Origin of the sequence: Burkholderia sp. Ap-955 (genome assembly GCF_011753045.1) — a bacterium.
GTDB lineage: Bacteria > Pseudomonadota > Gammaproteobacteria > Burkholderiales > Burkholderiaceae > Burkholderia > Burkholderia lata_D.
This window is the reverse complement of sequence record NZ_VWWH01000023.1, coordinates 43,260-65,593: the sequence shown is the minus strand read 5'-3', so window position 1 is coordinate 65,593 and position 22,334 is coordinate 43,260. Positions and strand designations below refer to the sequence as shown.

Genomic DNA, 22,334 nt, shown 5'->3' with positions numbered 1-22,334 from the left:
GCACATTTGTTTTTTGGCGGGTGCTGCACGAGCCGTCCGCGGACGGGCGCAGCGCCAGACGAGTCGAGAGACTTTACTGCAGGCGAAAGGAGCCGTCGCGTGCGCGATGCGTGGCGGCACAGTGAATCGATATGGCGAAACGGGATTACTACGAGGTTCTGGGCGTCGCGAAGAATGCGAGCGACGACGAAATCAAGAAGGCGTATCGCAAGCTTGCGATGAAGTATCACCCTGACCGCAATCCGGACAGCAAGGATGCGGAAGAGCATTTCAAGGAGGCGAAGGAAGCCTATGAAATGCTGTCGGACGGCCAGAAGCGGGCAGCGTACGACCAGTACGGCCACGCGGGCGTCGATCCGAACATGGGCGGTGCGGGCGCACAGGGCTTCGGCGGCTTCGCGGACGCGTTCGGCGACATCTTCGGCGACATCTTCGGCCAGGCAGCGGGCGGCGCCGCGCGCGGCGGCCGCGGCGGCCCGCAGGTGTATCGCGGTGCCGACCTGCGCTACAGCATGGAAATCACGCTCGAGCAGGCCGCACACGGCTACGACACGCAGATCCGCGTGCCGAGCTGGGTATCGTGCGAGGTCTGCCACGGGTCGGGCGCGAAGCCCGGCACGAAGCCGGAAACCTGCCCGACCTGTCACGGCCAGGGCACGGTGCGCATGTCGCAGGGCTTCTTCAGCATCCAGCAGACCTGCCCGAAGTGCCATGGCACGGGCACCTACATCCCCGAGCCGTGCGTGCATTGCCACGGGTCGGGCAAGGTGAAGGAAACCAAGACGCTCGAAGTGAAGATCCCGGCCGGGATCGACGACGGGATGCGGATCCGCTCGGCCGGCAACGGCGAGCCGGGCATCAACGGTGGGCCGCCGGGCGACCTGTACGTCGAGATCCACATCAAGCCGCACTCGGTGTTCGAGCGTGACGGCGACGATCTCCACTGCCAGATGCCGATCCCGTTCACGACCGCCGCGCTCGGCGGCGAGATCGAGGTGCCGACGCTGGCCGGTCGTGCGTCGTTCCCGGTGCCGGAAGGCACGCAGTCGGGCAAGACGTTCCGCCTGCGCGGCAAGGGCATCAAGGGGCTGCGTTCGAGCATCGCGGGCGATCTGTACGTCCACGTGCAGGTCGAGACGCCGGTGAAGCTGACCGACAACCAGCGCGACCTGCTCAAGCAGTTCGAGAAATCGCTGGCCGAGGGCGGCGCGCGTCACAGCCCGCAGAGCAAGAGCTGGTTCGATCGTGTGAAGAGCTTCTTCGAGTAACTCGAGTAACAGCATGACTGAAGGCAACGAGAGCGCGTCGTTCGCGCTCTTGGACGATTGCGACTCGACCGCGCTCGCGCGGTCGAGTCGTTTGTATTCGGGGTTCGTGCGCGAACGCGTGTGCACGGATCCGGCTCGGCTCGACGAGGTCGATGCGGCCGTGGCGCAGGATCTGCGCGACGGGCTGCATGCGGTCGTCGTCGGCGATTACGAATTCGGACGCAACCTGCAACGAGCGCAGCCGGGCCATGCCCCGCTGCGCTTTTTGCTGTATGCGCGCTGCGAGCGCCTGTCGTGCGACGAAGTCGACGCGTGGCTCGCGCAGCAGGACGGCGGCGGCACGCCGTCGATCGCGGGCGTCGCGCATGTCGGGAAGAGTGTGTCGCGCGATGCGTTCGACGCGGCGATCGCCGCGGTGCACGACGCGCTGTGCGCGGGCGATTCGTATCAGGTCAACTACACGTACCGGCTGAACTTCGACGTGTTCGGCACGCCGCTCGCGCTGTACCGGCGGCTGCGTGCGCGCCAGCCCGTGCGCTACGGCGCGTTGATCGCATTGCCTGACGGTACGTGGGTCGTGTCGTGCTCGCCCGAGCTGTTCGTCGAGAAGCACGGCGACGTGCTGCGCGCGCGGCCGATGAAGGGCACCGCGCCCCGTTCGGCCGACCCGCGCGACGATGCGGCGGCGGCCACGTTCCTCGCGAACGACCCGAAGAACCGCGCGGAAAACGTGATGATCGTCGACCTGCTGCGCAACGACGTGTCGCGGATCGCGCGCACCGGCACGGTCCACGTGCCGGCGCTGTTCTCCGTCGAGCCGTATGCGTCGGTGTGGCAGATGACGTCGACGGTCGAGGCCGGCTGGCGCGACGGGACGACGTTCGCGCAGATGCTGCTTGCGCTGTTTCCGTGCGGATCGATCACGGGCGCGCCGAAGCACAAGACGATGGAACTGATCGACGCGATCGAGTCGACGCCGCGCGGGCTCTATACGGGCGCGATCGGCTGGCTTGACGCTGCGACGCAAGGCGCCGATTCCGACGCGCCGGGCGATCGCCTGGCCGGTTGCGGCGATTTCTGCCTGTCGGTCGCGATCCGGACGCTGACGCTCGAGGCTGCCAGCGAAGGTGACGGCAGTGCCGGCGTGGCCGATGCCGAAGCTCGCCATCCGGCAACGGTCATTGCCGGCCGGCGCCGCGGCACGATGGGCGTCGGCGCGGGCATCGTGCTCGACAGTGTCGCGGCCGACGAATATGCGGAGTGCGAATTGAAAGCACGATTCCTGACGGACGCCGATCCCGGCTTCCAGCTGTTCGAAACGACGGCCGCCACGCGTGCGGACGGCATCCGGCATCTCGATCGCCATCTCGCGCGGCTGCAGCGCAGCGCGGATGCGTTCGGCTTTCGCTTCGACGCCGATGCATTGCGTCGCGAGATCGACGCGCGGTGCGCGGCGCTCGACGGCGACGGCGCTTACCGGATGAAGCTCGCGCTCGCGAAGGACGGCACGATCGAGATCATCGCGGCACCGCTCAAGCCGCTGCCGGCGGGGCCGGTCGGCGTGCTGCTGGCGTCCGCGCACGGCTTCGCACCGACCCGTGCGGGCGATGCGCTGCTGCTGCACAAGACCACGCGCCGCGCCGAATACGATCGCGCGTGGCAGGCGGCAGAGGCGCTTGGCGGCTTCGACATGCTGTTCGTCAACGAGCGCGGCGAGGTGACGGAAGGCGGGCGCTCGAACCTGTTCGTGAAGCTCGACGGCCAGTGGGTGACGCCGCCGCTCGAGTCCGGCGTGCTGCCGGGCGTGATGCGCGGCGTGCTGCTCGACGATCGTGCGTTCGGTGCGACGGAGCGGGTCGTGACCCGCGACGATCTCGCGCGTGCGGAGGCGCTGTTGCTGACCAACGCGCTGCGCGGCGCGCTCGACGCGGTATTGAAGTAACCGGCGGGGAATCGACCGCTGCCGGCAGCGTGAGAAAGAAAAAAACGCGGCGCCCCGCAAAGGGCGCCGCGTTTTTTTTCATCGAGGCGCCGGCGAACGCATCGCCGGCACCGCGCCGGACGTCAGAACGAATGCTCGGGGCCGGGGAACGAACCGTCCTTGACCGCGCGCACGTACGCTTCGACGGCCGCCTGTATGTTCGGCTCGCCCTGCATGAAATCCTTCACGAAGCGTGGCCGCTTGCCGGGAAACACACCGAGCATGTCGTGCAGCACGAGCACCTGGCCCGAGCAGTCGGCGCCTGCGCCGATGCCGATCGTCGGCACGCGCAGCATCTGCGTGACTTCGGATCCGATCAGCGTCGGCACGGCTTCGAGCAGGACGACCTGCGCCCCGGCCGCTTCGACCGCGCGCGCGTCGCGCAGCAGTTGCGCGGCGCCGGCTTCGGTCTTGCCCTGCACCTTGAAGCCGCCGAACGCGTGCACCGACTGCGGCGTGAGGCCCACGTGCGCACACACGGGCACCGCGCGCTCGACGAGGAAGCGGATCGTCTCGGCGAGCCATTCGCCGCCTTCCAGCTTGACCATCTGCGCACCGGCGCGCATCAGCTTGACGCTGCTGGCGAATGCCTCGGCCGGCGTGCCGTACGTGCCGAACGGCAGGTCGGCCATGATCAGCGCGCGCGGCTGCGCGCGGGCGACGCAGGCGGTGTGATACGCGATGTCGTCGAGCGACACGGGCAGCGTGGTCGTGTGGCCCTGCAGCACGTTGCCGAGCGAATCGCCGATCAGCAGCACGTCGACGCCCGAACGGTCGAGCAGTGCGGAAAAGCTCGCGTCGTAGCAGGTGAGCATCGCGATCTTCTCGCCGGCGTCGCGCATTGCCTGCAGCTTGGGCACCGTGACGGCAGGCCGGCTCGATTCCTGGAGATAGGTCATGGGAAATCCGGTTCGAATGGGGGTGGAACGACAGGCGAGGACGCGTCAGCGCGTCGTCTCGCCCTTGACGAAGAATTCCTTGCGGCCGCGCATCGTCTCGATGCGCTCGACCAGCAGGGCGAGATCTTCGGGGGAATCCAGCGGATTCAGGTGTTCCGCGGCGACCGTCAGCACCGGCGTGCGGTCGTAGTGGTAGAAGAATTCGTTGTACGCGTCGACGAGCGAGCGCAGGTACGCATCGCTGATCTGCAGCTCCATCGGCAGCCCGCGCTTCTGGATGCGCGAGAACAGCACTTCGGGGCTCGCCTGCAGGTAGACGACGAGGTCGGGCGACGGCGCCTGCGGCACGTCCACGTGCGTCGCGACCGAGCGGTAGAGCTGCCACTCGTCTTCCGGCAGGTTCAGCCGCGCGAAGATGTCGTTCTTCTGCGGCATGAAATCGGCGATGACCGGGCGGCCCGTGTCGAGCGCACCGATCAGTTCGCGTGCCTGCTGCGCGCGCTGCAGCGCGAACGACAGCTGCACGGGCAGCGCGTAGCGTGCGGTGTCGCGATAGAAGCGTTCGAGGAACGGGTTGTCCTGCGGGCGCTCGAGCAGCGTCTGCATCGACCAGCGTTCGCCGAGCAGGCGCGCGAGCGTCGTCTTGCCCACGCCGATCGGGCCTTCGATCACGAGATAGCGATGCGGGGCGCGCAGATCGGGCGCGGTGACGGTAAGGGGAGTCGGGGTCATCGGCAGCGGTTCTTGTCGGCGTCTTCGCTGGCAGCGAGCGCCTTCTGCATCAGGCACTGGCAGGTCTGCACCTTCTCGACCCGCTGGTCCGCGACGGCGGCGAGGAAAGCGTCGGCACGGCCGCGCGCGGGGATGTCGAGTGCCGGCTCGATCTCGACGAGCGGCACGAGTGCGAATGCGCGGTCGGTGAGGCGTGGGTGCGGGACGATCAGGTCGGGCTCGTCGATCGAATCGTCGCCGAACAGCAGGATGTCGAGATCGAGTGTGCGCGGCGCGTTGCGATACGGGCGCTCGCGGCCGAAGTGATGTTCGATCTTCTGGCACAGCGCGAGCAGCTCGCGGGCCGACAGCGTCGTGTCGAGCTTGACGACGCAGTTGTAGTAGTCGCCGCCGCCCGCTTCGAAGGGCGCCGTGCGATACAGGCTCGATTTGCCGAGGATCGAGATGGTGCGCTGCTGCGCAAGGCACACCACCGCGTCCTTCAGGGTCTGGCGCGCATCGCCGAGATTCGCCCCCAGTCCGATATATGCAACCGTCATGGCATCACTTCCTACGTCGTTCGCCGGCGAGCGCGTCAGTCGTCGGAACCGCTCGCGGTATCGCCCGAGGCGTCCGGTGCCTGCTCGGCGGCACCTTCACCCGGCTTGCGGTTTCGCACGCCGCCGCGGCGGCGCCGCTTGCGGGGCGATTTTTCCTTCGTGCCGCCCTGCGTGAGCAATGCCTCGCGAGCGGCCGCGTCGCCTTCGATGAAATCCGTCCACCACTGTCCGACTTCCGCATCGAGCTCGCCGGATTCGCAGCGTAACAGGAGGAAATCATACCCCGCTCTAAACCTTTGGTGTTCCAGCAGCCGCATCGCGCTGCGGCCCGAGCGTTTCTCGAGGCGCAACTGCAGGCCCCAGATCTCGCGCATGTCGGCCGAATAGCGCTTGTGGATCGCGAGTTTCTCGGTCTGCATGTCGAGCACGTCGTCCATCGCGCGATGGAGCGCCGGCACCGGGATTTCGCCTTCGGCCGTGTATTGCTCGAAGCGCTGGCGCATGTCGTGCCACAGCAGCGTCGCGAACAGGAAGCCGGGTGATACCGTCTTGCCGGCGCGCACGCGTGCATCGGTGTTGTTCAGCGCGAGCGTGATGAACTTCTCGCCCTGCGGCTGTTCGAGCACGACGTCGAGCAGCGGCAGCAGCCCGTGGTGCAGGCCTTCCTTGCGCAGCCGCGTCAGGCACGCGAGTGCGTGGCCCGACAGCAGCAGCTTCAGCATTTCGTCGAACAGGCGCGCGGCCGGCACGTTGTTGATCAGGTCGGCGAGCGCGTTGATCGGCTCGCGCGTGTGCGGCTCGATCTCGAAACCGAGCTTGGCTGCAAAGCGCACGACGCGCAGCATCCGCACCGGATCCTCGCGAAAGCGCGTGGCCGGATCGCCGATCATCCGCAACAGGCGGGCGCGCACGTCGGCCATCCCGTCGTGATAGTCGAGCACCGTCTGCGTCGACGGGTCGTAGTACATCGCGTTGATCGTGAAGTCGCGGCGCGCGGCGTCTTCGTGCTGCTCGCCCCACACGTTGTCGCGCAGCACGCGGCCGCTCGCGTCCACCGCGTGCGTGCGGCGATCGAGTTCATCGCGCTTCAGGCGCTTCGGCGGCTCGGCAGCGGCCGCCTCGGGCGGCGCGTCGACCAGCGCGCGGAACGTCGACACCTCGATCAGCTCCTGGCCGAACTGCACGTGCACGATCTGGAAGCGGCGGCCGATCAGGCGCGCGCGGCGGAACAGGCGCTGCACCTCGGTCGGCGTTGCGTCGGTCGCGACGTCGAAGTCCTTCGGCGCGATGCCGAGCAGCAGGTCGCGTACCGCACCGCCGACGATGAAGGCACGGAAGCCCGCCTGCTGCAGCGTGTCGGTCACGCGCACGGCATTCTTCGAGATCAGCGCCGGGTTGATGCCGTGCACGCTGGCCGGCACGACGGTCGGTTCATGGTTGCTGCGCGGTTTCTTCGCGCCGCCGCCGCGGGCGCCCTTCGGGGCGCGCGAGGTAGCAGGGGCCGCTCCGTCGGCCGGGGCCGTTGCGGGAGACGTTTGCTCGGTTTCGTCCTGGCCGAGCAGCTTGCGGATGAATTTTTTGATCACGACGTTCAGAAGAGATCGAGGATGCGCCAGCCGCGGTTGCTTGCATGCGCACGCAGCGTGTCGTCAGGGTTGGTCGCGATCGGGTCGGTGACTTTCTCGAGCAACGGAATGTCGTTGTGCGAGTCGCTGTAGAAATAGGTGTGCGTGAAGTCGCTCCATTGCTTGCCGAGCGATGCGAGCCACGCTTCGGTCCGCACGATCTTGCCTTCTCGATAGCTCGGCGTGCCGGTCGGCCGGCCCGTGTACGGCGAATCGGGATGCCCGTCGGTCGTTTCGACCTCGCAGGCGATCAGCGTGTCGACGCCGAACGCGGAGGCGATCGGGCGCGTGATGAATTCGTTGGTCGCCGTCACGACGCAGCACAGGTCGCCCGCATCGAGGTGCTTGCGCACGAGCTCGAGCGCGGCGGGTGTCATGGCGGGGCGGATCACCTCGTGCATGTACTGCTCGTGCCATTCGGCCAGCTGCGCGCGCGAATACTTCGCGAGCGGCGTGATCATCGCCGTGAGGTACGCGTGGATGTCGAGCTTGCCGGCCTTGTAGTCGGCGAAGAACTGATCGTTCTGACGCGAGAAGCTTTCCGCGTCGACGATGCCGAGCTTCACCATGAAGCGGCCCCATTCGTGGTCGCTATCGGTCGGGATCAGCGTGTGATCGAGGTCAAAGAGTGCCAGATTAGTCATGGAAGCGCATTTTACTCGAAGCGGTTCGGGCCCGTGCCCGGTGGAGTGATGTCGTCGCCGGGACGCGCCAGCATGCGGCGCAGCAACGGCAGCGTGACGGCGCGTTTCTGCTCGAGCGAGAAGCGGTCGAGCGCGTCGAGCAGCGCCATCAGGCTCGGCATGTCGCGGCGGAAATGGGTCAGCAGGTAGGCGGCGATGTCGTCGGTGAGTGCGATCCCGCGCTCCTTCGCCGCGAGCTTGAGCACGGCGATCTTGCCGGCGTCGGACGGCGGCGACAGGTGGAACACGAGCCCCCAGCCGAGGCGCGTGCGGAGATCCTCGCGCACGTCGAGCGCGAGCGGCGCCGCGGGGCCCGCCGCGACGAACGCGCTCGACGGGTGCGCGCGCACTTCGTTGAACAGGTTGAACAGCGCGACCTGCTGCGTGTCGCTCATCCGGTCGCAGTCGTCGATCGCGTAGATGCCGATGCGCGGGTCGAACGTGAACGCGCCGAGCGGGCTCTGCGGCGTCAGGTAGCGCGCATAGCCGTACGACGCGTCGCTCACGAGCGCCTGCAGCAGATGGGTGCGGCCGCAGCCGGGCTCGCCCCAGATGTAGAACGACCGATCCGGCACGGGGCCCGCCGCGAGCGCGAGGTCGAGCTTCTGCAGGCGCGAGATGAGCTCGTCGTTCTCCTCGTTCATGATGAAGTTGTCGAACGTGGCGGGCGGCGGCGTGCCGAGATCGAGCGTCAGTTGACGAGACACAACAGTCACAATGCGGGTCGGTTGAAAATACGCGCGCCGTACGCCGGGCACGCGCCGGGGCTTGCGTCTTCACGGGCTTCACGCGCGGCCGCACGCACGGCGCCACGCCGGTTTCGGCGCGGTTCGCTCGGCGATGAAAACGGGGACGTGTTGACCAAGATGCAATCCCTGACGATTCGGTGCTGGGAATTCCGGCCAACGGGCCGGCTTCGGGTAAAATCGCATTTTACCGACCTTCTCGCATTCCCCCATGAATCCTCCGAAATCCGCTCCCGACGCTCAGGGTCTGTCCTATCGCGACGCAGGTGTCGACATCGACGCGGGCGACGCACTCATCGACAAGATCAAGCCTTTTGCGAAGAAAACCCTGCGCGACGGCGTGCTCGGCGGCATCGGCGGGTTCGGCGCGCTGTTCGAAGTGCCGAAGAAGTACAAGGAGCCCGTGCTCGTATCGGGCACCGACGGCGTGGGCACCAAGCTCAAGCTGGCATTTCATCTGAACAAACACGACACCGTCGGCCAGGATCTCGTCGCGATGAGCGTGAACGACATCCTCGTGCAGGGCGCCGAGCCGCTGTTCTTCCTCGACTACTTCGCGTGCGGCAAGCTCGACGTCGACACCGCTGCAACGGTCGTCAAGGGCATCGCGCAGGGTTGCGAACTGTCGGGCTGCGCGCTGATCGGCGGTGAAACGGCCGAAATGCCGGGCATGTACCCGGACGGCGAATACGACCTGGCCGGCTTCGCGGTCGGCGCGGTCGAGAAGAGCAAGATCATCGACGGCAGCACGATCGCCGAAGGCGACGTGGTGCTGGGCCTCGCATCGAGCGGCATCCACTCGAACGGCTTCTCGCTCGTGCGCAAGATCATCGAGCGCGCGAACCCCGACCTGTCGGCCGATTTCCATGGCCGTTCGCTGGCCGACGCGCTGATGGCGCCGACCCGCATCTACGTGAAGCCGCTGCTCGCGCTGATGCAGAAGCTGTCGGTGAAGGGCATGGCGCACATCACGGGTGGCGGTCTCGTCGAGAACATTCCGCGCGTGCTGCGCGAGGGCCTCACCGCCGAGCTCGACCAGAACGCGTGGCCGCTGCCGCCGCTGTTCAAGTGGCTGCAGGAGCACGGTGGTGTCGCCGATGCGGAAATGCACCGCGTGTTCAACTGCGGCATCGGCATGGCCGTGATCGTTTCGGCGGCCGATGCCGACGCAGCGATCGCCGACCTGACCGCCGCCGGCGAACAGGTGTGGAAGATCGGCACCGTGCGTGCGACCCGCGAAGGCGAGGCGCAGACGGTCGTGGTCTGACGCACTGTCTGCAGCAGATGCAGCAAGGAAAGCCGCCCGGAGTCGATCCGGGCGGTTTTTTTTCGGGCGTTGCGTGGCGTACGGGCGCGCGCCGATGAAGGAGAGACGACGATGACCGAAGACGAACGCGCCATCCGCGAACTCGTGGACAACTGGTTCGTGTCGAGCCGGCGCGGCGACCTGGCGACCGTGCTCGATCTGATCGCCGACGACGCGATCTTCATGGTGGCCGGCAAGCCGCCGTTCGACAAGGCGGCGTTTGCGGCCGCGTCGCGCGACGCGAACGCCGGGGGCGGTCACGCGCCGACGATCGACGGCCGTTACCGGATCGACGAACTGCGCGTGCTGGGCGACTGGGCGTACATGCGCAATTTCATCGAGATCGAGGCGACCCCGCCGGGCGGCGAGACGATCCGCCGTTCGGGCCATACGCTGACGATCTTCCGCAAGGCCGATGGCCGCTGGCAGCTCGTGCGCGACGCAAATCTCGTGACGCTTGCGCATTGAGCACGACGGTGCCCGCTGACGCTCATGCGGACGGCCGTGTCGCGCCCGCCGGCCGCGCACCGGCCAGCAACGGCGGGACGAGCAGATAGAGCAGCGCGGCCGCGGCCCAGACGAGCCCCGGCCACGTCGCGCGGCTCGCCGCATAGGTCGCGGTGACGACCAGCGGCCCCGCGACGCCGATCAGGCTCGCCACGCTCGCGAGCGCACCCTGCAGTTCGCCCTGGCGCGCATCGTCGACCTGCCGCGCGAGCATCGCCTGCAGGGCCGGCAGCGTCATGCCGCCTGCCGCGAACAGCGGCAGCAGCGCGAACGGCACCCACGCGGCGGTCGCGAACGCAATTGCCGCGAGCCCGAGCGCATCGCCCGCGAGACCCAGTGCGAGCGCACGGCGCTCGCCGAGCCGCGCGATCAGCGGGCCGATCGCGAAGGCCTGCGCGAGCGCGTGACACGCGCCGTAGCCTGCCAGCGACAGCCCCGCGATCGGCGTCGACCAGCCGAAATGCTCCTGGCCGTACAGGATCCACAGCGTCGCCGGTGCCTGCGACACCAGCGCGACGATCACGTAAATGCCGATCAGCGGTGCGAGCGCGGGCGCGCCGATCAGCCGGCGCAGGCTGGCGAACGGATTGAGCGCGCCAACCGGATGGCCTTCGCGGGCTGAACGCGGCCGCGATTCCGGCAGCGCGCGCCAGACGAGCACGAGATTGAGCGCGTTGAGCACGGCGGCGGCGACGAACGGCGCGCGCAGGTGCAGCGCACCGAGCAGGCCGCCGATCAGCGGGCCCGCGATGAAGCCGATGCCCATCATCGCGCCGAGCTGGCCGAAGCGTCGTGCGCGATCGGGTTCGGCCGTGACGTCGGTGACATAGGCAGTCGCGACCGCGACGTTCGCGCCGGTGATGCCCGCGATCAGCCGCCCGACGTAAAGCCACGCGAGGGTCGGCGCGAGCGCCATCAGCAGGTAGTCGAGCGCGGCGCCCGCGAGCGACACGAGCAGGACGGGCCGGCGGCCGAAGCGGTCGCTCAGCGCGCCGAGCAGCGGGGCGCACAGGAACTGCGCGAACGCGTACAGCGCGAGCAGGATCCCGTAATGGGTATCGGTGCTGCCTGCGTCGGCGAGCGAGCGCAGCAGCCCGGGCAGGATCGGCATCACGATCCCGACGCCGATCGCGTCGAGCAGGACCGTGGCCAGGATGGCAATCAGGGATGGATTCAAGAGTGTGACTCTATCGGTGATAGAGTGGCAATTATTCCATAGCTTTCCCTATCGGTGATAGAGATGAAGGACACAGGGGCGCGGCTGACGCGCGACACGGTATTGCGCGCGGCGCTCGACCTGCTCGATGAAGTCGGCATCGACGGGCTGTCGACGCGGAAGCTCGCCGAGCGGCTCGGCGTGCAGTCGCCGACGCTTTACTGGCACTTCAAGAACAAGGGCGAGCTGCTCGATGCGATGGCCGAGGCGATCATGCTCGAGCGTCACGATGCGTCGCTGCCGCGGCCGGGCGAAGCGTGGGATGCGTGGCTTTTAGACAACGCGCGCAGTTTCCGTCGTGCGCTGCTGGCGTATCGCGACGGCGCGCGCCTGCATGCCGGTACGCGGCCGCGTGCGCTGCACTTCGGCTCGATCGAACGCAAGGTCGCGCTGCTCGGCGACGCGGGTTTCGCACCGGACGAGGCGGTCGACGTGATGTATGCGCTGGGCCGCTTCGTGGTTGGATGGGTGCTGGAAGAGCAGGCGGAACCGGACGGCGACGCCGATGCGCCGCTACCGGACGCGGCCGAGTACCCGCTGCTCGCGAAGGGTTGGGCCGCGCTGCGCGAGCGCAGCGGCGATGAGGCGTTCGAGCGTGGTGTCGCGTGGATAGTCGATGGCGCCCGCGCGCGCCTGGCGGCGCGCGGGCGCGGCTGACGCGGTCAGGCCGGCGTGCTGCCGTCGAGCACGCGTTCGAGCGCGTCGAGTGCGCGGGCCGTCGAGTCCGGCGCGATGCAGTCGACGACGATCCGCTCCGGCATCGCGCGCAGCCAGGTGATCTGGCGCTTGCAGAGCTGGCGCGTCGCGAAGATCCCCTTGTCGCGCATCGTCCGGTAGTCGGTGTCGCCGTCGAGGAATTCCCACGCCTGCCGGTAGCCGACGCAGCGCATCGACGGCAGGTCGGGATGGAGGTCCTCCCGGCGACGCAGCCGCTCGACTTCGTCGATGAAGCCGGCGTCGAGCATCGCGTCGAAGCGTTGCGCGATCCGCTTGTGCAATACCGCGCGATCCGACGGTTCGAGCGCGACCGGCACGAAGCGGTAAGCGGCGGCCGCATCGTCCGTGCGGCGCGGCGCGGCGAGCAGCACCGACATCGGCTGCCCGCTCAGCATGAACACTTCGAGCGCACGCTGGATCCGCTGCGAATCGTTCGGTGCGAGCCGCGCGGCCGTGTCGGGATCGACTTGCGCGAGCCGCGCGTGCAACGCGGGCCAGCCATCGCGCGCGGCTTCGGCATCGAGTGTCGCGCGCACGTCCGGATCCGCGCCCGGCAGGTCGTTGAGCCCCTGCGTCAGCGCCTTGTAGTACAGCATCGTGCCGCCCGCGAGCAGCGGCGTGCGGCCGCGCGCGGCGATCTCGCCGATCAGGCGCAGCGTGTCCGCGCGGAAGCTCGCGGCCGAATACGCGTCGGCCGGATCGATGATGTCGATCAGGTGATGCGGCACGCTCGCGCGCTCGTCACGCGAAGGCTTCGCGGTGCCGATATCCATGTCGCGGTAGACGAGCGCCGAATCGACGCTGACGATCTCGATCGGGCGGCGCGCGGCGAGCGCCAGCGCCGCGGCCGTCTTGCCCGATGCGGTGGGGCCGAGCAGGCAGGCGATCGTCGTCGGGCTGGGGTTGGCGTGCGGTGCTGCGCTCATTGGCCGCGCATGAAAAGGCGGTCGAGATCGTTCAGCGTGAGCTGATACCACGTCGGCCGACCGTGATTGCACTGGTCCGCGCGTTCGGTCGCTTCCATCTGCCGCAGCAGCGCGTTCATCTCGTCGAGCGTCAGGCGCCGGTTCGCGCGCACCGCGTGGTGGCACGCGAGCGTGCCGAGGAGTTCGTGCTGACGCTCGGTGAGCACGCGCGAGCCGCCGAACGCGTGCAGGTCGGCGAGCACCGCGCGCGCGAGCGACTGCAGGTCGGCATCCTTCAGCAGCGCCGGGACCGCGCGGATCGCGAGCGTCGTCGGCGACAGCACCGCCAGGTCGAAGCCGAGCGATTCGAGCGTGTCGCGCTCTTCCTCGACCGTGCCGATCTCGACCGGCGTGGCCGTCATCGAGATCGGCAGCAGCAGCGCCTGCACCGCGACCGAGCGGTCGGCGAGCGCGTTCTTGAACTGTTCGTACAGGATCCGTTCGTGCGCCGCGTGCATGTCGACGATCACGAGGCCGTGCGCATTCTGCGCGAGCACGTAAATGCCGTGGATCTGGCCCAGCGCGAAGCCGAGCGGCTGCTCGTCGTGCGCGGTGGCGGCGATCGGCGCAGCCAGGAAGCCCGGCAGTGGCGCGACCGGCGCGTCGGCTGAATCGCGGGCGAGGGTCGTCGTGCCGTCCGGCGTGCCCGCGCCCGTGTCCTTGCGGCCGAACAGTGCGTCATAGAGTGCGAGCGGCTGCGCGACGGGCAGCGTGCCCTGGGTCATTCGCGCCTGACGCATCCACGTATTGCCCGACGACGATGAAGATGACGGCGACGAGAAGCCGCTACCGCCGCTGCCGGTTGCATGGCCCTGGCTCTGGCCGAGCGGTGTGTCCAGGAACGACGCGGGCCCGCGCGGTGCCGGCGAGAGTTGCGCGGCATGGCCGCCCGCCGTGGTTTCCGGCGACGCGCCCGCGTGGCGCGCCAGCGCGCGCTGGACCGCATGGAACACGTACTGGTGGATCGAGCGCGAATCGCGGAAGCGCACCTCGATCTTCGACGGGTGCACGTTCACGTCGACGGCTTCGGGCGGCAGGTCAAGAAACAGCACATACGACGGATAGCGGTCGCCGTGCAGCACGTCCTCGTAGGCCGCTCGTACCGCGTGCGTCAGCAGCTTGTCGCGCACGAAGCGGCCGTTGACGAAGAAGTATTGCTGGTCGGCGCGACCGCGGCTCGCGGTCGGCAGGCCGGCGCAGCCGTAGACCGCGAGCGGGCCTGCCTGCTCGTCGAGCGGCAGGTGTGCGGTCGCGAAGCTGTCGCCGAGGATCTTCGCGACGCGCTGCGCCGGTTCGGTCGCATTCCAGTGCTCGACTGCCTTGCCGTTGTGCAGCACCGAGATCGCGACGTCCGGCCGCGCGAGCGCCGCGCGGCGAATCATTTCCAGGCAGTGGCCGAACTCGGTCTGCTCGCTTTTCAGGAATTTGCGCCGCGCGGGCGTGTTGAAGTACAGCTCGCGCACCTCGATCGTCGTGCCGGCCGCGCCGGCGGCAGGCGACAGCACGCCCGTCTGCGCGTCGATCTTCATCGCATGCGCGGCATCGGCCGTCCGGCTCGTGATCGACATCTCGGCGACCGACGCGATCGACGCGAGCGCTTCGCCGCGGAACCCGAGCGTCGCGACCGCCTCGAGCTCCTCGAGCGAGCGGATCTTGCTGGTGGCATGGCGCATCAGTGCGAGCGCCAGCTCGTCCGGCGGAATCCCGCAGCCGTCGTCGGTGATCGAGATGCGCTTGACGCCGCCTTCTTCCAGCACGATGCGCAGCGTGCTGGCGCCGGCGTCCATCGCGTTTTCGAGCAGTTCCTTGACGACCGACGCCGGGCGTTCGACGACCTCGCCGGCGGCGATCTGGCTGATCAGCTGGTCGGGCAGGGGCTGGATCGCGCGCAGCGGGCGCGGAGCAGGGGCGGGCGCGGCGCCCGCGGCCGTTTCGGTGATATCGGACATGGCCGAATTATAGCGAGGCGGCGAATGCGTGCCGGGGCGACCGGCGGTTACGTTTTTTCACGGAGCCTTAAGGTAGTTTCGGTATCATGGGTCCGTAACACGCCCGGCCTTGACCGGTGGGCGCTTCAGCCTTTTTCGGCCGTTCCGGCCCTATCGCCTTCGAGGAATCGCATTTGGATACGCTGCTTCATTTCGTCAACCTTGTCCTGCATATCGACGCCTTCCTCGGCGATTTCATCCGGCAGTACGGCGCGTGGGTCTATCTCGTGCTGTTCCTGATCGTGTTCTGCGAGACGGGGCTCGTCGTGTTTCCGTTCCTGCCCGGTGATTCGCTGCTGTTCATCGGCGGCGCGTTCGCGGCGACGGGCGAAATGAATGTCGGCCTGCTGATCGTGCTGCTGCTGGTCGCGGCGATTTCCGGCAATACCGTGAACTACCTGATCGGCCGCTGGGTCGGCCCGAAGGTGTTCAATACGCATATCCCGGTGCTCGAGCGCTTCCTCGATCGCGCCGCGTTGCAGAAGACCCACTCGTTCTACGACAAGCACGGCGGCAAGACGATCGTGCTCGCGCGCTTCATTCCGGTCGTGCGGACGTTCGCGCCGTTCGTCGCGGGTGCGTCGTCGATGAGCGTCGCGCGCTTCCAGCTCTTCAACGTGATCGGCGCGCTCGTGTGGGTGCTGCTGCTCGTGCTGCTCGGCTATTTCTTCGGCAACATTCCGTTCATCCGCCAGTACCTGAACGTGATCGTGCTGGTCGGGATCGGGGCGGCGGTCGTGCCGGTTGCGCTGGGTGCGGTGTGGAAGCTGGTGCGCGGGCGGCGGTCGGATAACGCGCAGAAGACGGGCGGGCGTTGAGCGGGAGCGGTTCGTTTTCTGTTCGGTGCAGTAAAAAAAGCGTGGCGGGTGCCACGCTTTTTTTTCGTCCGGTGCCGCCGTTACGCGTTGCGATGCGAGATCGGGGGGCGGGCGTGAGATAGAGGCCGGCTGCACTGTGAGCCGGGAAATGTCGTAGTTACGACGCTGCGCGGCCGTAGGTGTCTTCGAAGCGGACGATGTCGTCCTCGCCGAGATACGAGCCCGATTGGACTTCGATCAGTTCGAGCGGAATCTTGCCCGGGTTTCTGAGCCGATGTGGGGTGCCGAGGGGGATGTACGTCGACTGATTCTCGGTAAGGATGATTTCTGCATCGCCATTCGTCACAAGCGCTGTGCCTTTCACGACAATCCAATGTTCGGCACGGTGATGATGCATCTGCAGGCTCAGTTGTGCTCCGGGAGCGACGATGATCCGCTTGACCTGAAAGCGATCGCCAGCATCAATGCTTTCGTAGGAGCCCCACGGCCGCGGGACACGACGGTGCGTGACTGATTCGAGCCGTCCCGAACGATTCAGTTGTTCGACAACCTTCTTGACGTCCTGGACGTGATCGCGATGCGCGACCAGGACGGCATCCGCAGTTTCGACCACAACGACATCCCGGACGCCGATCGCGGCAACCATCCGGTGTTCCGCACGGATGTAGGAGTTTGCGACAGCGTGCGTATAGATGTCGCCGGAAACAGTATTGTTTTGGTCGTCGCGCGCGGCAATGTCGGCGAGTGCGTTCCACGAACCGACATCGCTCCAGCCGAGTTCGGGAGCCGCGACCACGGCGGCGCGTTTCGTCTTTTCCATGACGGCATAGTCGATGGAGATGTCCGGACAAGCGCCGAATGCTTCGATATCGAGACGCAGAAAATCATAGTCCTGCTGCGCATGATCAAGTGCCTGTGCTGCATGTCGGGCGATGTCGGGGGCATGTTGCGCGATCTCGTCGAGATAGACCGATGCATTCAGCAGGAACATGCCGCTGTTCCAGTAATAGCGGCCGTCATTGACGAATTCCGCAGCACGTTCACGGTCGGGCTTTTCGACAAATGCGTCGACGGCGTGAGCGCCGTCGACGGTTTCAAGCGCTTCGCCGCGGCGGATATAACCGTATCCGGTATGCGGCTCGTTGGGGGGAATCCCGAATGTGACGAGATGTCCGCGCTTTGCGACCGTGGCTGCGGTGTCGACGGCCGTGATAAATGCCGGCAGATTCTGGACGATGTGGTCCGACGGCAACACCAGAAGCAACGCGTCCGGATCGTCGCGCAACGCGATGCGTGCCGCGACGGCAATCGCTGGTGCAGTGTTGCGGCCGAGCGGCTCCAGCACGATCGCCCGTGGCTTGATACCGGTGTGCTGAAGTTGCTCCGCAATCATGAAACGATGCGCGTGGTTCGCGACAATGACTGGAGGCGCGACCCCCGGCACTTCGCTCGCGCGAAGGACGGTCTGCTGGACAAGGGTTTGTTCTCCCGCCAGCTTCAGATACTGCTTCGGGTAGTTGCTGCGGGACATCGGCCACAGCCGGCTGCCGTTGCCGCCGCATAGGAGGATCGGATGGAGACTCATGCGGGGATGTCCGGGGTAGGGCGAATGGGTGATGGCTCGGTTGCCGGGGGAGTCATTCTAACAAAGCGTGGTAATCAAAAAGCGTGGCGGGGTGCCACGCTTTTTTTCGTCCGGTGCCGCCGTTATGCGTTGCGATGCGAGATCGGGGTTTCGGGTGTCGGGTATTGCGCGTCGCGGAACGTCTCGATGATCACGCGGTTGGTGTCGCAATACACCTGCCAGTAGTTCTCGGGTGCCGTGGACGGGCGCACGAACAGAAGCGGGCCTTCCGGCGTGAACTGCAGCACGCCGACGTCCGGCGCAGGGGTGGTCAGCACGTTCGGGATCTGCTGGATCGACGTTTTCAGGCGGTTGATCGCGTCGACCGCATCGACGCCGTTCGCGATCTTCGCGGTCAGGTCGACGCGGCGGTGCAGCGTGGCACTGTAGTTCGCGATGTTGTCCGAGAAGATCTTGTTGTTGCCGACGATCGTCACGATGTTGTCGGCGGTGACGATCGTCGTGCCGAACAGGCCGAGCTCCTTGACCGTGCCCGTGACGCCGCCAGCGCTGATCACGTCGCCGATCTTGAACGGGCGCAGCACCTGCATGAACACGCCGGCGGCGAAGTGCGCGAGCAGGCCGCCCCAGGCGGTGCCGATCGCGAGGCCGAGGCCGGCGAGCAGGGCGGCGAACGAGGTCGTCTGCACGCCGAAGATCTGCAGGATCGCGAGGATCAGCAGGATCGTCAGCAGCACGCCGACGACGGAGGTCAGGTAGTCGGTCAGTGTCGGGTCGACCTTGCCGCTGCGGCGCACGACCTTGCCGAGCAGGCGCGTGCCGATGCGGATCGCCCAGCGGCCGATGAACCACAACACGATCGCGGCGAGGAGGTTGAGGCCGAAGTCGAGGCCGCGGGTCATCAGGAATTGCTGGGCTGTGGCGAGATCGATCATGCGTTCTCCGAAGTCAGGGGTAGAAAGGGCGGCGCATGCACCGGATGGGTGGCGCTTTTATAACCTGACCGGTGAGGGGCGGGCAACCTGCCTGACATTGCTTGACGTAATGAAAAACGGGCGGGACGCGTGCGCGTGCTGCCCGTTGGGAAGCCACCCTCGTGCAAATGGCATCTGAACCGGTTCGAATGGCAAGTGCGCGACGCTCCCGTGAGCGACTATCAATCGTCGGGCCGCGAACGTGTCGATCCTCTTCAACGCATCGTTCGATCACGAAGATATTGCCGCCCCTGCCACCCGAGATAACGTATTGCGTTGCGCGTCCAGCGTATTGCCTTGACGAGTGGGCGGGCGCGGTTTCCGCGTATTTTCTCGAGCGGCCGAGCTGCGTCCGGCGCGAGTTGCCGGGCGATTGCTTCTGGTGTCGTGAACAGCGAGAGCTGCCAGTCCCAATAAATGGCGTAACGGAGCAGTACCCCCGCCGTCAGCATGTCAAGCGATAGTCGGCGTTCGCGCCACGGCTGTTCCAGCGCATCGTGCGTCAATCCCCAGCCAGCATAAAAGGGCAGGCCATAGGTATAGACTTCCTTCCCGCGCATCAAGGCGTCGAAACCGGCAAGCGACGAGAGCGTATGCAACTCGTCCGTCACGTCGATCAGCGAAATGAGATCCGCGTCCGCGTCGACGATGTCCGCGAGGTGTTCTGCGTCGACGAGCCCGGCGCGATTGCCGGACAGTACGTCCGGATGAGGTTTGTAAATGATGAATGCGTCCGGTCGGCGAGCACGCACTTCCTTTAACAAGGCTTCCGATGTGGCTATCGTGCCGGTTCCCAGTCGGATCGACGCATCGTCCGCAACCTGGCCGGCGACGAGTACGACACGCTTGTCATGAGGGATGTGCCACGTAGGCGCCTGGCGGCCGAGATTGTATTTCGTGAGCCCGAGCCGCACGATGTCCTGCCTGAGCGCTGCCGCGCGCCGTAATTCCGCTTCGTCGAACGTGGTCTGGTTAAGGATGACAGCCAGGTCGCTCGGACGACTCGCGTCGAAATACAGGCCGCGGCGGTCGATGACCTGGCTGCACGGTGGCGACATGTCGGAGCCGAGTCCTGTCGAATGGATAAAGCCGTCTTCGATCCGGACATGGGCGACGCCGGCGGGCAGGCCTTCGGCCGATCGTCCCCCCCATATTGCCGCGTGTTCGTCGGTGTGGGCGTCGCGCGGATCCACGATCCAGCGCAACGTTCCACCTCCCGCCGACAGGTAGGGCGTGGCGTAAGGCCGCTTCCACCATTGGAAGCGCACGCCGGCCACTTGGCCGAGATCCCTATATCGGTCCGCTACGGCGTGCTGCAGCTCGATGCAGTCGAGTGCAGTATCGAGCGTGCCTTGTGTGCCGCGTGCTGGGTCAAGGTAGCGCGCGAGCTGCAGGAAAGCGGCATCGAATAACGCGACTACCGAGGGGCGCGCACGGCGCTCTGGCATGGCGGTGTGGTCCTGCGTCAGTCCCCAGCCTGCGTAGTAGGGGGTGCCGAACACGTGAACCGGGACGCCGGCCAGAAGCGCCGCCATCCCTTCAGATGCTCCCACGACATGGACGGCGTCGGCGCGCCGCAGCACGTCCCGCAAGGAATGCGCGACGTCGAGAATCCTTGCATTCCCGTGCAGTTGCGTTTTCGTCGAAAGCCAGTTGCCAGCACCTGCATCGGCGGAGCGCAAGACCCAGAGGTCTGCATCGGGGTGCGCAGCACATGCCGCATCCACCATCGCACCAAAGTTTCGGTCGCGGAGCCTTGCCGGCGTACAAATGTCGACATACGACGTTTCGCGTTCATCAATCAGCACAACGCGCTTGGCACTGCCGGATTCGAGCCATGCCTCCGGCAATTCGGTCACCTGATGCCGAACGTGCAACGCGTCGCTGTCGAGCACTCGGCGCATCAGGTCGTGGCATCGCTCGTCAGCGTCGGTGATGTGCGTGGCCTCGAGCACGCGCTCGAGTGCGGCGACCAGCCCGCCGCGCGCAACCAGATCCGATGGAATCTGGAAACACGAAAGAGGTGGCGTATGTGTTGCGTGGCGGACGAAGACGGGGCCCGGACATACCGGGTACACGGTACGTCCGATGGATGCAGAAGTTCGGGCAAGCGCGACGCCAAGCCAAGAGTCGATCCACACGAACGGCGACTTTCCGGTCAGCCAGCCGATCATGCGTTTGCCGCGTGCGATTGCACTTGCGTCGAATGACCGGAGTTCGGAAGTCATCGAGTGCTCAGTGGGTGCCGGAGTCATTTACCGGAGCGAATCGAGGAAGCCATCAATACGTTCGAAGTGCTCGGCCCAGGTCGGTGCTCGAAAGCGCCCGATCCGCGTGAGCTGATTCGCACGCTCGCTGCTGTCCGGGCGAGCGTACTCGCGAATCCGTGCAAGCCATCCCGGCCCGTCGAGCGGGTCGAGATAATCGGGAATGTCCGACGCGATCTCGTGAAAGACCCCCAAGTCACTGGCGAGCACCGGAACGCCCAACATAAGCGCTTCGACGAGCGGCATCCCGTAGCCTTCGGCGAACGACGGGAAGACGAGCGCGCGTGCATGCTGCAACCACGCATGCAGTCGTTCGTCGCTGCAATCCGATTCTTCGATAACCGCACCGCGAATCGTTGCGCAGCGCTCCAGCATATCGACGACGTTCTCGCATTCCCAGCCGCGCCGGCCGATGACCACGAGCTTGGGGGCGGCTTCCCCCATCTGTTCGACCAGGCGCCGCCAGACGTGCAGGATGAACCAGTGGTTCTTGCGCGGTTCGATCGTGCTGAGCATCACGAAGTAGGGGGCATCGATCGGAGCCGGGCTCGGCGGATGCGGTTCCACGGCGGGTGCGAGCGGAGCGACGACGACTGGCGGGAGCGGTAGCGACGCTTGCCGGGCTTCGTTCGCCAGTTCGTCGTAGGTCGCCTGTGAATTGCTGATCAGGCCGCTCGCATGTCGGAGTGCAGTATGGATACGAGCACGATGCGATGCGTCCACACCAGGACGGCAATACTCCGCGTGGGTTAGCGGAATGAGATCGTGGACCATGAAGACCGAGTGCGCGTTGCGTTGCGCCATCGCCCGGTAGTAACGGGTGAACTCCATCCCGTTGTGACTTGTATGCAACAAAATTGCGCGATCGAATTTCGCCGATCGAAGTCGGTTTAGCAACGCAGAAGCAATTATTCTACGCAGCGCCCATCGGTCGCGATCGGACGACAGCAGCAGCGAGAACATCCTCTGCGAGTCTTTTTCCGTCAAAACGGTGGAAAAACCGCGATCACTCAGGACTGCGCGTGCACGGTCGCCATATTTACGGATGTAAGCCAGTCCTACTCTGTCTACCCCGGTGGGGATCAGGCCATCATAAAATCGGGTGGCAAGACGAGTGACGTCTAGAAGTATTTTTGTCACGCAGGTGCAATGTGGTTGTGCGCGCGGAAATGAAAAATGTTTCCGTTTGCCGAAGCTTGATGGCTCATGCAACAATTCCGCCGGGTAATTCTATGGCATCTCGCATGACGGGACAATTTGCGCGTGTGCGTCTCGCGTCCGCGTCTGTCGATCAACCCAAATGCCGAGCGTGCCAAATAACTGAAGCTTGATGTCAGATTTACCGATCCGCTCGCAGCCTTGCGCGCGGCCGCAATGGACCATTGAACCCGTCCCTGTTTACGCCAAACCGGCCCACGCTTTAGCGTGGGAAGAGGATTGGCTGCGCGAAAACAGGGGCGCTGGACTGCGAGAAGCCGAGGGAACCTCGAGGTTGCCTATCGGCGTTTCGGACACGTC

19 protein-coding genes are annotated in these 22,334 nt (G+C 66.3%); 6 read left to right on the top strand and 13 right to left on the bottom strand.

Going from position 1 to position 22,334, the window contains the following annotated elements:
* Window positions 1-131 precede the first annotated feature (131 nt).
* Together dnaJ and F3J15_RS15460 are read left to right on the top strand one after the other, a co-directional pair.
* Window positions 132-1,268, top strand: coding sequence for a molecular chaperone DnaJ (gene dnaJ / locus F3J15_RS15465; RefSeq protein WP_069247196.1), 1,137 nt, complete (start codon window positions 132-134; stop codon window positions 1,266-1,268).
* A gap of 13 nt (window positions 1,269-1,281) precedes the next feature.
* Complete coding sequence (locus tag F3J15_RS15460; RefSeq protein ID WP_166892250.1) at window positions 1,282-3,210, top strand: bifunctional anthranilate synthase component I family protein/class IV aminotransferase; 1,929 nt, start codon at window positions 1,282-1,284, stop codon at window positions 3,208-3,210.
* A gap of 122 nt (window positions 3,211-3,332) precedes the next feature.
* Here the strand turns inward: F3J15_RS15460 and panB are convergent, their stop codons facing one another.
* The 6 genes from panB to hda are packed head-to-tail and all read right to left on the bottom strand — an operon-like array spanning window position 3,333 to window position 8,434.
* Window positions 3,333-4,148 carry a 3-methyl-2-oxobutanoate hydroxymethyltransferase gene (panB, locus tag F3J15_RS15455; RefSeq protein ID WP_069247198.1) on the bottom strand — a complete coding sequence of 272 codons (816 nt, stop codon included), beginning with the start codon at window positions 4,146-4,148 and terminating at the stop codon, window positions 3,333-3,335.
* 45 nt (window positions 4,149-4,193) lie between these two features.
* Window positions 4,194-4,880: a deoxynucleoside kinase gene (locus F3J15_RS15450; protein WP_089424561.1), complete on the bottom strand. Its 687-nt coding sequence runs from the start codon at window positions 4,878-4,880 to the stop codon at window positions 4,194-4,196.
* Entirely contained in the window at window positions 4,877-5,419 is a 543-nt protein-coding gene (folK, locus tag F3J15_RS15445) for a 2-amino-4-hydroxy-6-hydroxymethyldihydropteridine diphosphokinase (RefSeq protein WP_069247200.1), read from the bottom strand. The genes F3J15_RS15450 and folK overlap by 4 nt, the downstream gene beginning before the upstream one ends.
* 35 nt (window positions 5,420-5,454) lie before the next feature.
* Window positions 5,455-7,005 carry a polynucleotide adenylyltransferase PcnB gene (gene pcnB / locus F3J15_RS15440; RefSeq protein WP_166892247.1) on the bottom strand — a complete coding sequence of 517 codons (1,551 nt, stop codon included), beginning with the start codon at window positions 7,003-7,005 and terminating at the stop codon, window positions 5,455-5,457.
* Window positions 7,006-7,010: 5 nt separating this feature from the next.
* A complete protein-coding gene (locus F3J15_RS15435; protein WP_089483475.1) occupies window positions 7,011-7,688 on the bottom strand; it encodes an HAD family hydrolase in 678 nt (225 codons plus the stop codon).
* Window positions 7,689-7,699: 11 nt separating this feature from the next.
* Window positions 7,700-8,434, bottom strand: a complete 735-nt coding sequence (hda, locus tag F3J15_RS15430) for a DnaA regulatory inactivator Hda (protein WP_006484992.1) — start codon at window positions 8,432-8,434, stop codon at window positions 7,700-7,702.
* A 250-nt stretch (window positions 8,435-8,684) separates the two neighbouring features.
* Between hda and purM the strand changes: the two genes are divergently transcribed.
* Both purM and F3J15_RS15420 read left to right on the top strand, forming a co-directional pair.
* Window positions 8,685-9,740: a phosphoribosylformylglycinamidine cyclo-ligase gene (gene purM, locus F3J15_RS15425; protein WP_006484927.1), complete on the top strand. Its 1,056-nt coding sequence runs from the start codon at window positions 8,685-8,687 to the stop codon at window positions 9,738-9,740.
* 111 nt (window positions 9,741-9,851) lie between these two features.
* The gene (locus F3J15_RS15420) at window positions 9,852-10,247 is read left to right on the top strand and encodes an SgcJ/EcaC family oxidoreductase (protein ID WP_166892243.1); all 396 of its coding nucleotides are present in this window, start codon (window positions 9,852-9,854) and stop codon (window positions 10,245-10,247) included.
* 22 nt (window positions 10,248-10,269) lie between these two features.
* On the opposite strand, the gene tet is transcribed toward F3J15_RS15420, so the two are convergent.
* Entirely contained in the window at window positions 10,270-11,463 is a 1,194-nt protein-coding gene (gene tet / locus F3J15_RS15415) for a Tet(A)/Tet(B)/Tet(C) family tetracycline efflux MFS transporter (RefSeq protein ID WP_166892240.1), read from the bottom strand.
* 63 nt (window positions 11,464-11,526) lie between these two features.
* On the opposite strand from tet, the gene tetR reads away from it, so the two are divergent.
* The gene (tetR, locus tag F3J15_RS15410) at window positions 11,527-12,159 is read left to right on the top strand and encodes a tetracycline resistance transcriptional repressor TetR (protein WP_166892237.1); all 633 of its coding nucleotides are present in this window, start codon (window positions 11,527-11,529) and stop codon (window positions 12,157-12,159) included.
* A gap of 5 nt (window positions 12,160-12,164) precedes the next feature.
* Here tetR and miaA read toward each other — a convergent pair whose 3' ends face one another.
* Together miaA and mutL are read right to left on the bottom strand one after the other, a co-directional pair.
* Complete coding sequence (miaA, locus tag F3J15_RS15405; protein ID WP_166892234.1) at window positions 12,165-13,145, bottom strand: tRNA (adenosine(37)-N6)-dimethylallyltransferase MiaA; 981 nt, start codon at window positions 13,143-13,145, stop codon at window positions 12,165-12,167.
* On the bottom strand, window positions 13,142-15,133 hold the full coding sequence (gene mutL, locus F3J15_RS15400) for a DNA mismatch repair endonuclease MutL (RefSeq protein WP_166892231.1): 1,992 nt from the start codon (window positions 15,131-15,133) through the stop codon (window positions 13,142-13,144). Before mutL ends, miaA begins: the two co-directional genes overlap by 4 nt.
* A gap of 173 nt (window positions 15,134-15,306) precedes the next feature.
* Between mutL and F3J15_RS15395 the strand changes: the two genes are divergently transcribed.
* The gene (locus F3J15_RS15395; protein ID WP_069247209.1) at window positions 15,307-15,990 is read left to right on the top strand and encodes a DedA family protein; all 684 of its coding nucleotides are present in this window, start codon (window positions 15,307-15,309) and stop codon (window positions 15,988-15,990) included.
* Window positions 15,991-16,147: 157 nt separating this feature from the next.
* Here the strand turns inward: F3J15_RS15395 and F3J15_RS15390 are convergent, their stop codons facing one another.
* From F3J15_RS15390 to F3J15_RS15375, 4 genes are all read right to left on the bottom strand, one after another.
* Window positions 16,148-17,575: a mannose-1-phosphate guanylyltransferase/mannose-6-phosphate isomerase gene (locus F3J15_RS15390; protein ID WP_166892227.1), complete on the bottom strand. Its 1,428-nt coding sequence runs from the start codon at window positions 17,573-17,575 to the stop codon at window positions 16,148-16,150.
* Window positions 17,576-17,697: 122 nt separating this feature from the next.
* Window positions 17,698-18,510 carry a mechanosensitive ion channel family protein gene (locus tag F3J15_RS15385; protein WP_166892224.1) on the bottom strand — a complete coding sequence of 271 codons (813 nt, stop codon included), beginning with the start codon at window positions 18,508-18,510 and terminating at the stop codon, window positions 17,698-17,700.
* 254 nt (window positions 18,511-18,764) lie between these two features.
* Window positions 18,765-20,777, bottom strand: coding sequence for a capsular biosynthesis protein (locus tag F3J15_RS15380; protein WP_205190820.1), 2,013 nt, complete (start codon window positions 20,775-20,777; stop codon window positions 18,765-18,767).
* Window positions 20,778-20,804: 27 nt separating this feature from the next.
* Window positions 20,805-21,956 carry a glycosyltransferase family 1 protein gene (locus tag F3J15_RS15375; RefSeq protein WP_166892218.1) on the bottom strand — a complete coding sequence of 384 codons (1,152 nt, stop codon included), beginning with the start codon at window positions 21,954-21,956 and terminating at the stop codon, window positions 20,805-20,807.
* Window positions 21,957-22,334 lie beyond the last annotated feature (378 nt).

Bases quoted from the DNA above. Each gene is read 5' to 3' on its own strand.
- dnaJ (WP_069247196.1), top strand. From the start codon at position 132: ATGGCGAAACGGGATTACTACGAGGTTCTGGGCGTCGCGAAGAATGCG.
- F3J15_RS15460 (WP_166892250.1), top strand. From the start codon at position 1,282: ATGACTGAAGGCAACGAGAGCGCGTCGTTCGCGCTCTTGGACGATTGC.
- panB (WP_069247198.1), bottom strand. From the start codon at position 4,148: ATGACCTATCTCCAGGAATCGAGCCGGCCTGCCGTCACGGTGCCCAAG.
- F3J15_RS15450 (WP_089424561.1), bottom strand. From the start codon at position 4,880: ATGACCCCGACTCCCCTTACCGTCACCGCGCCCGATCTGCGCGCCCCG.
- folK (WP_069247200.1), bottom strand. From the start codon at position 5,419: ATGACGGTTGCATATATCGGACTGGGGGCGAATCTCGGCGATGCGCGC.
- F3J15_RS15435 (WP_089483475.1), bottom strand. From the start codon at position 7,688: ATGACTAATCTGGCACTCTTTGACCTCGATCACACGCTGATCCCGACC.
- purM (WP_006484927.1), top strand. From the start codon at position 8,685: ATGAATCCTCCGAAATCCGCTCCCGACGCTCAGGGTCTGTCCTATCGC.
- F3J15_RS15420 (WP_166892243.1), top strand. From the start codon at position 9,852: ATGACCGAAGACGAACGCGCCATCCGCGAACTCGTGGACAACTGGTTC.
- tetR (WP_166892237.1), top strand. From the start codon at position 11,527: ATGAAGGACACAGGGGCGCGGCTGACGCGCGACACGGTATTGCGCGCG.
- miaA (WP_166892234.1), bottom strand. From the start codon at position 13,145: ATGAGCGCAGCACCGCACGCCAACCCCAGCCCGACGACGATCGCCTGC.
- mutL (WP_166892231.1), bottom strand. From the start codon at position 15,133: ATGTCCGATATCACCGAAACGGCCGCGGGCGCCGCGCCCGCCCCTGCT.
- F3J15_RS15390 (WP_166892227.1), bottom strand. From the start codon at position 17,575: ATGAGTCTCCATCCGATCCTCCTATGCGGCGGCAACGGCAGCCGGCTG.
- F3J15_RS15385 (WP_166892224.1), bottom strand. From the start codon at position 18,510: ATGATCGATCTCGCCACAGCCCAGCAATTCCTGATGACCCGCGGCCTC.
- F3J15_RS15380 (WP_205190820.1), bottom strand. From the start codon at position 20,777: ATGACTTCCGAACTCCGGTCATTCGACGCAAGTGCAATCGCACGCGGC.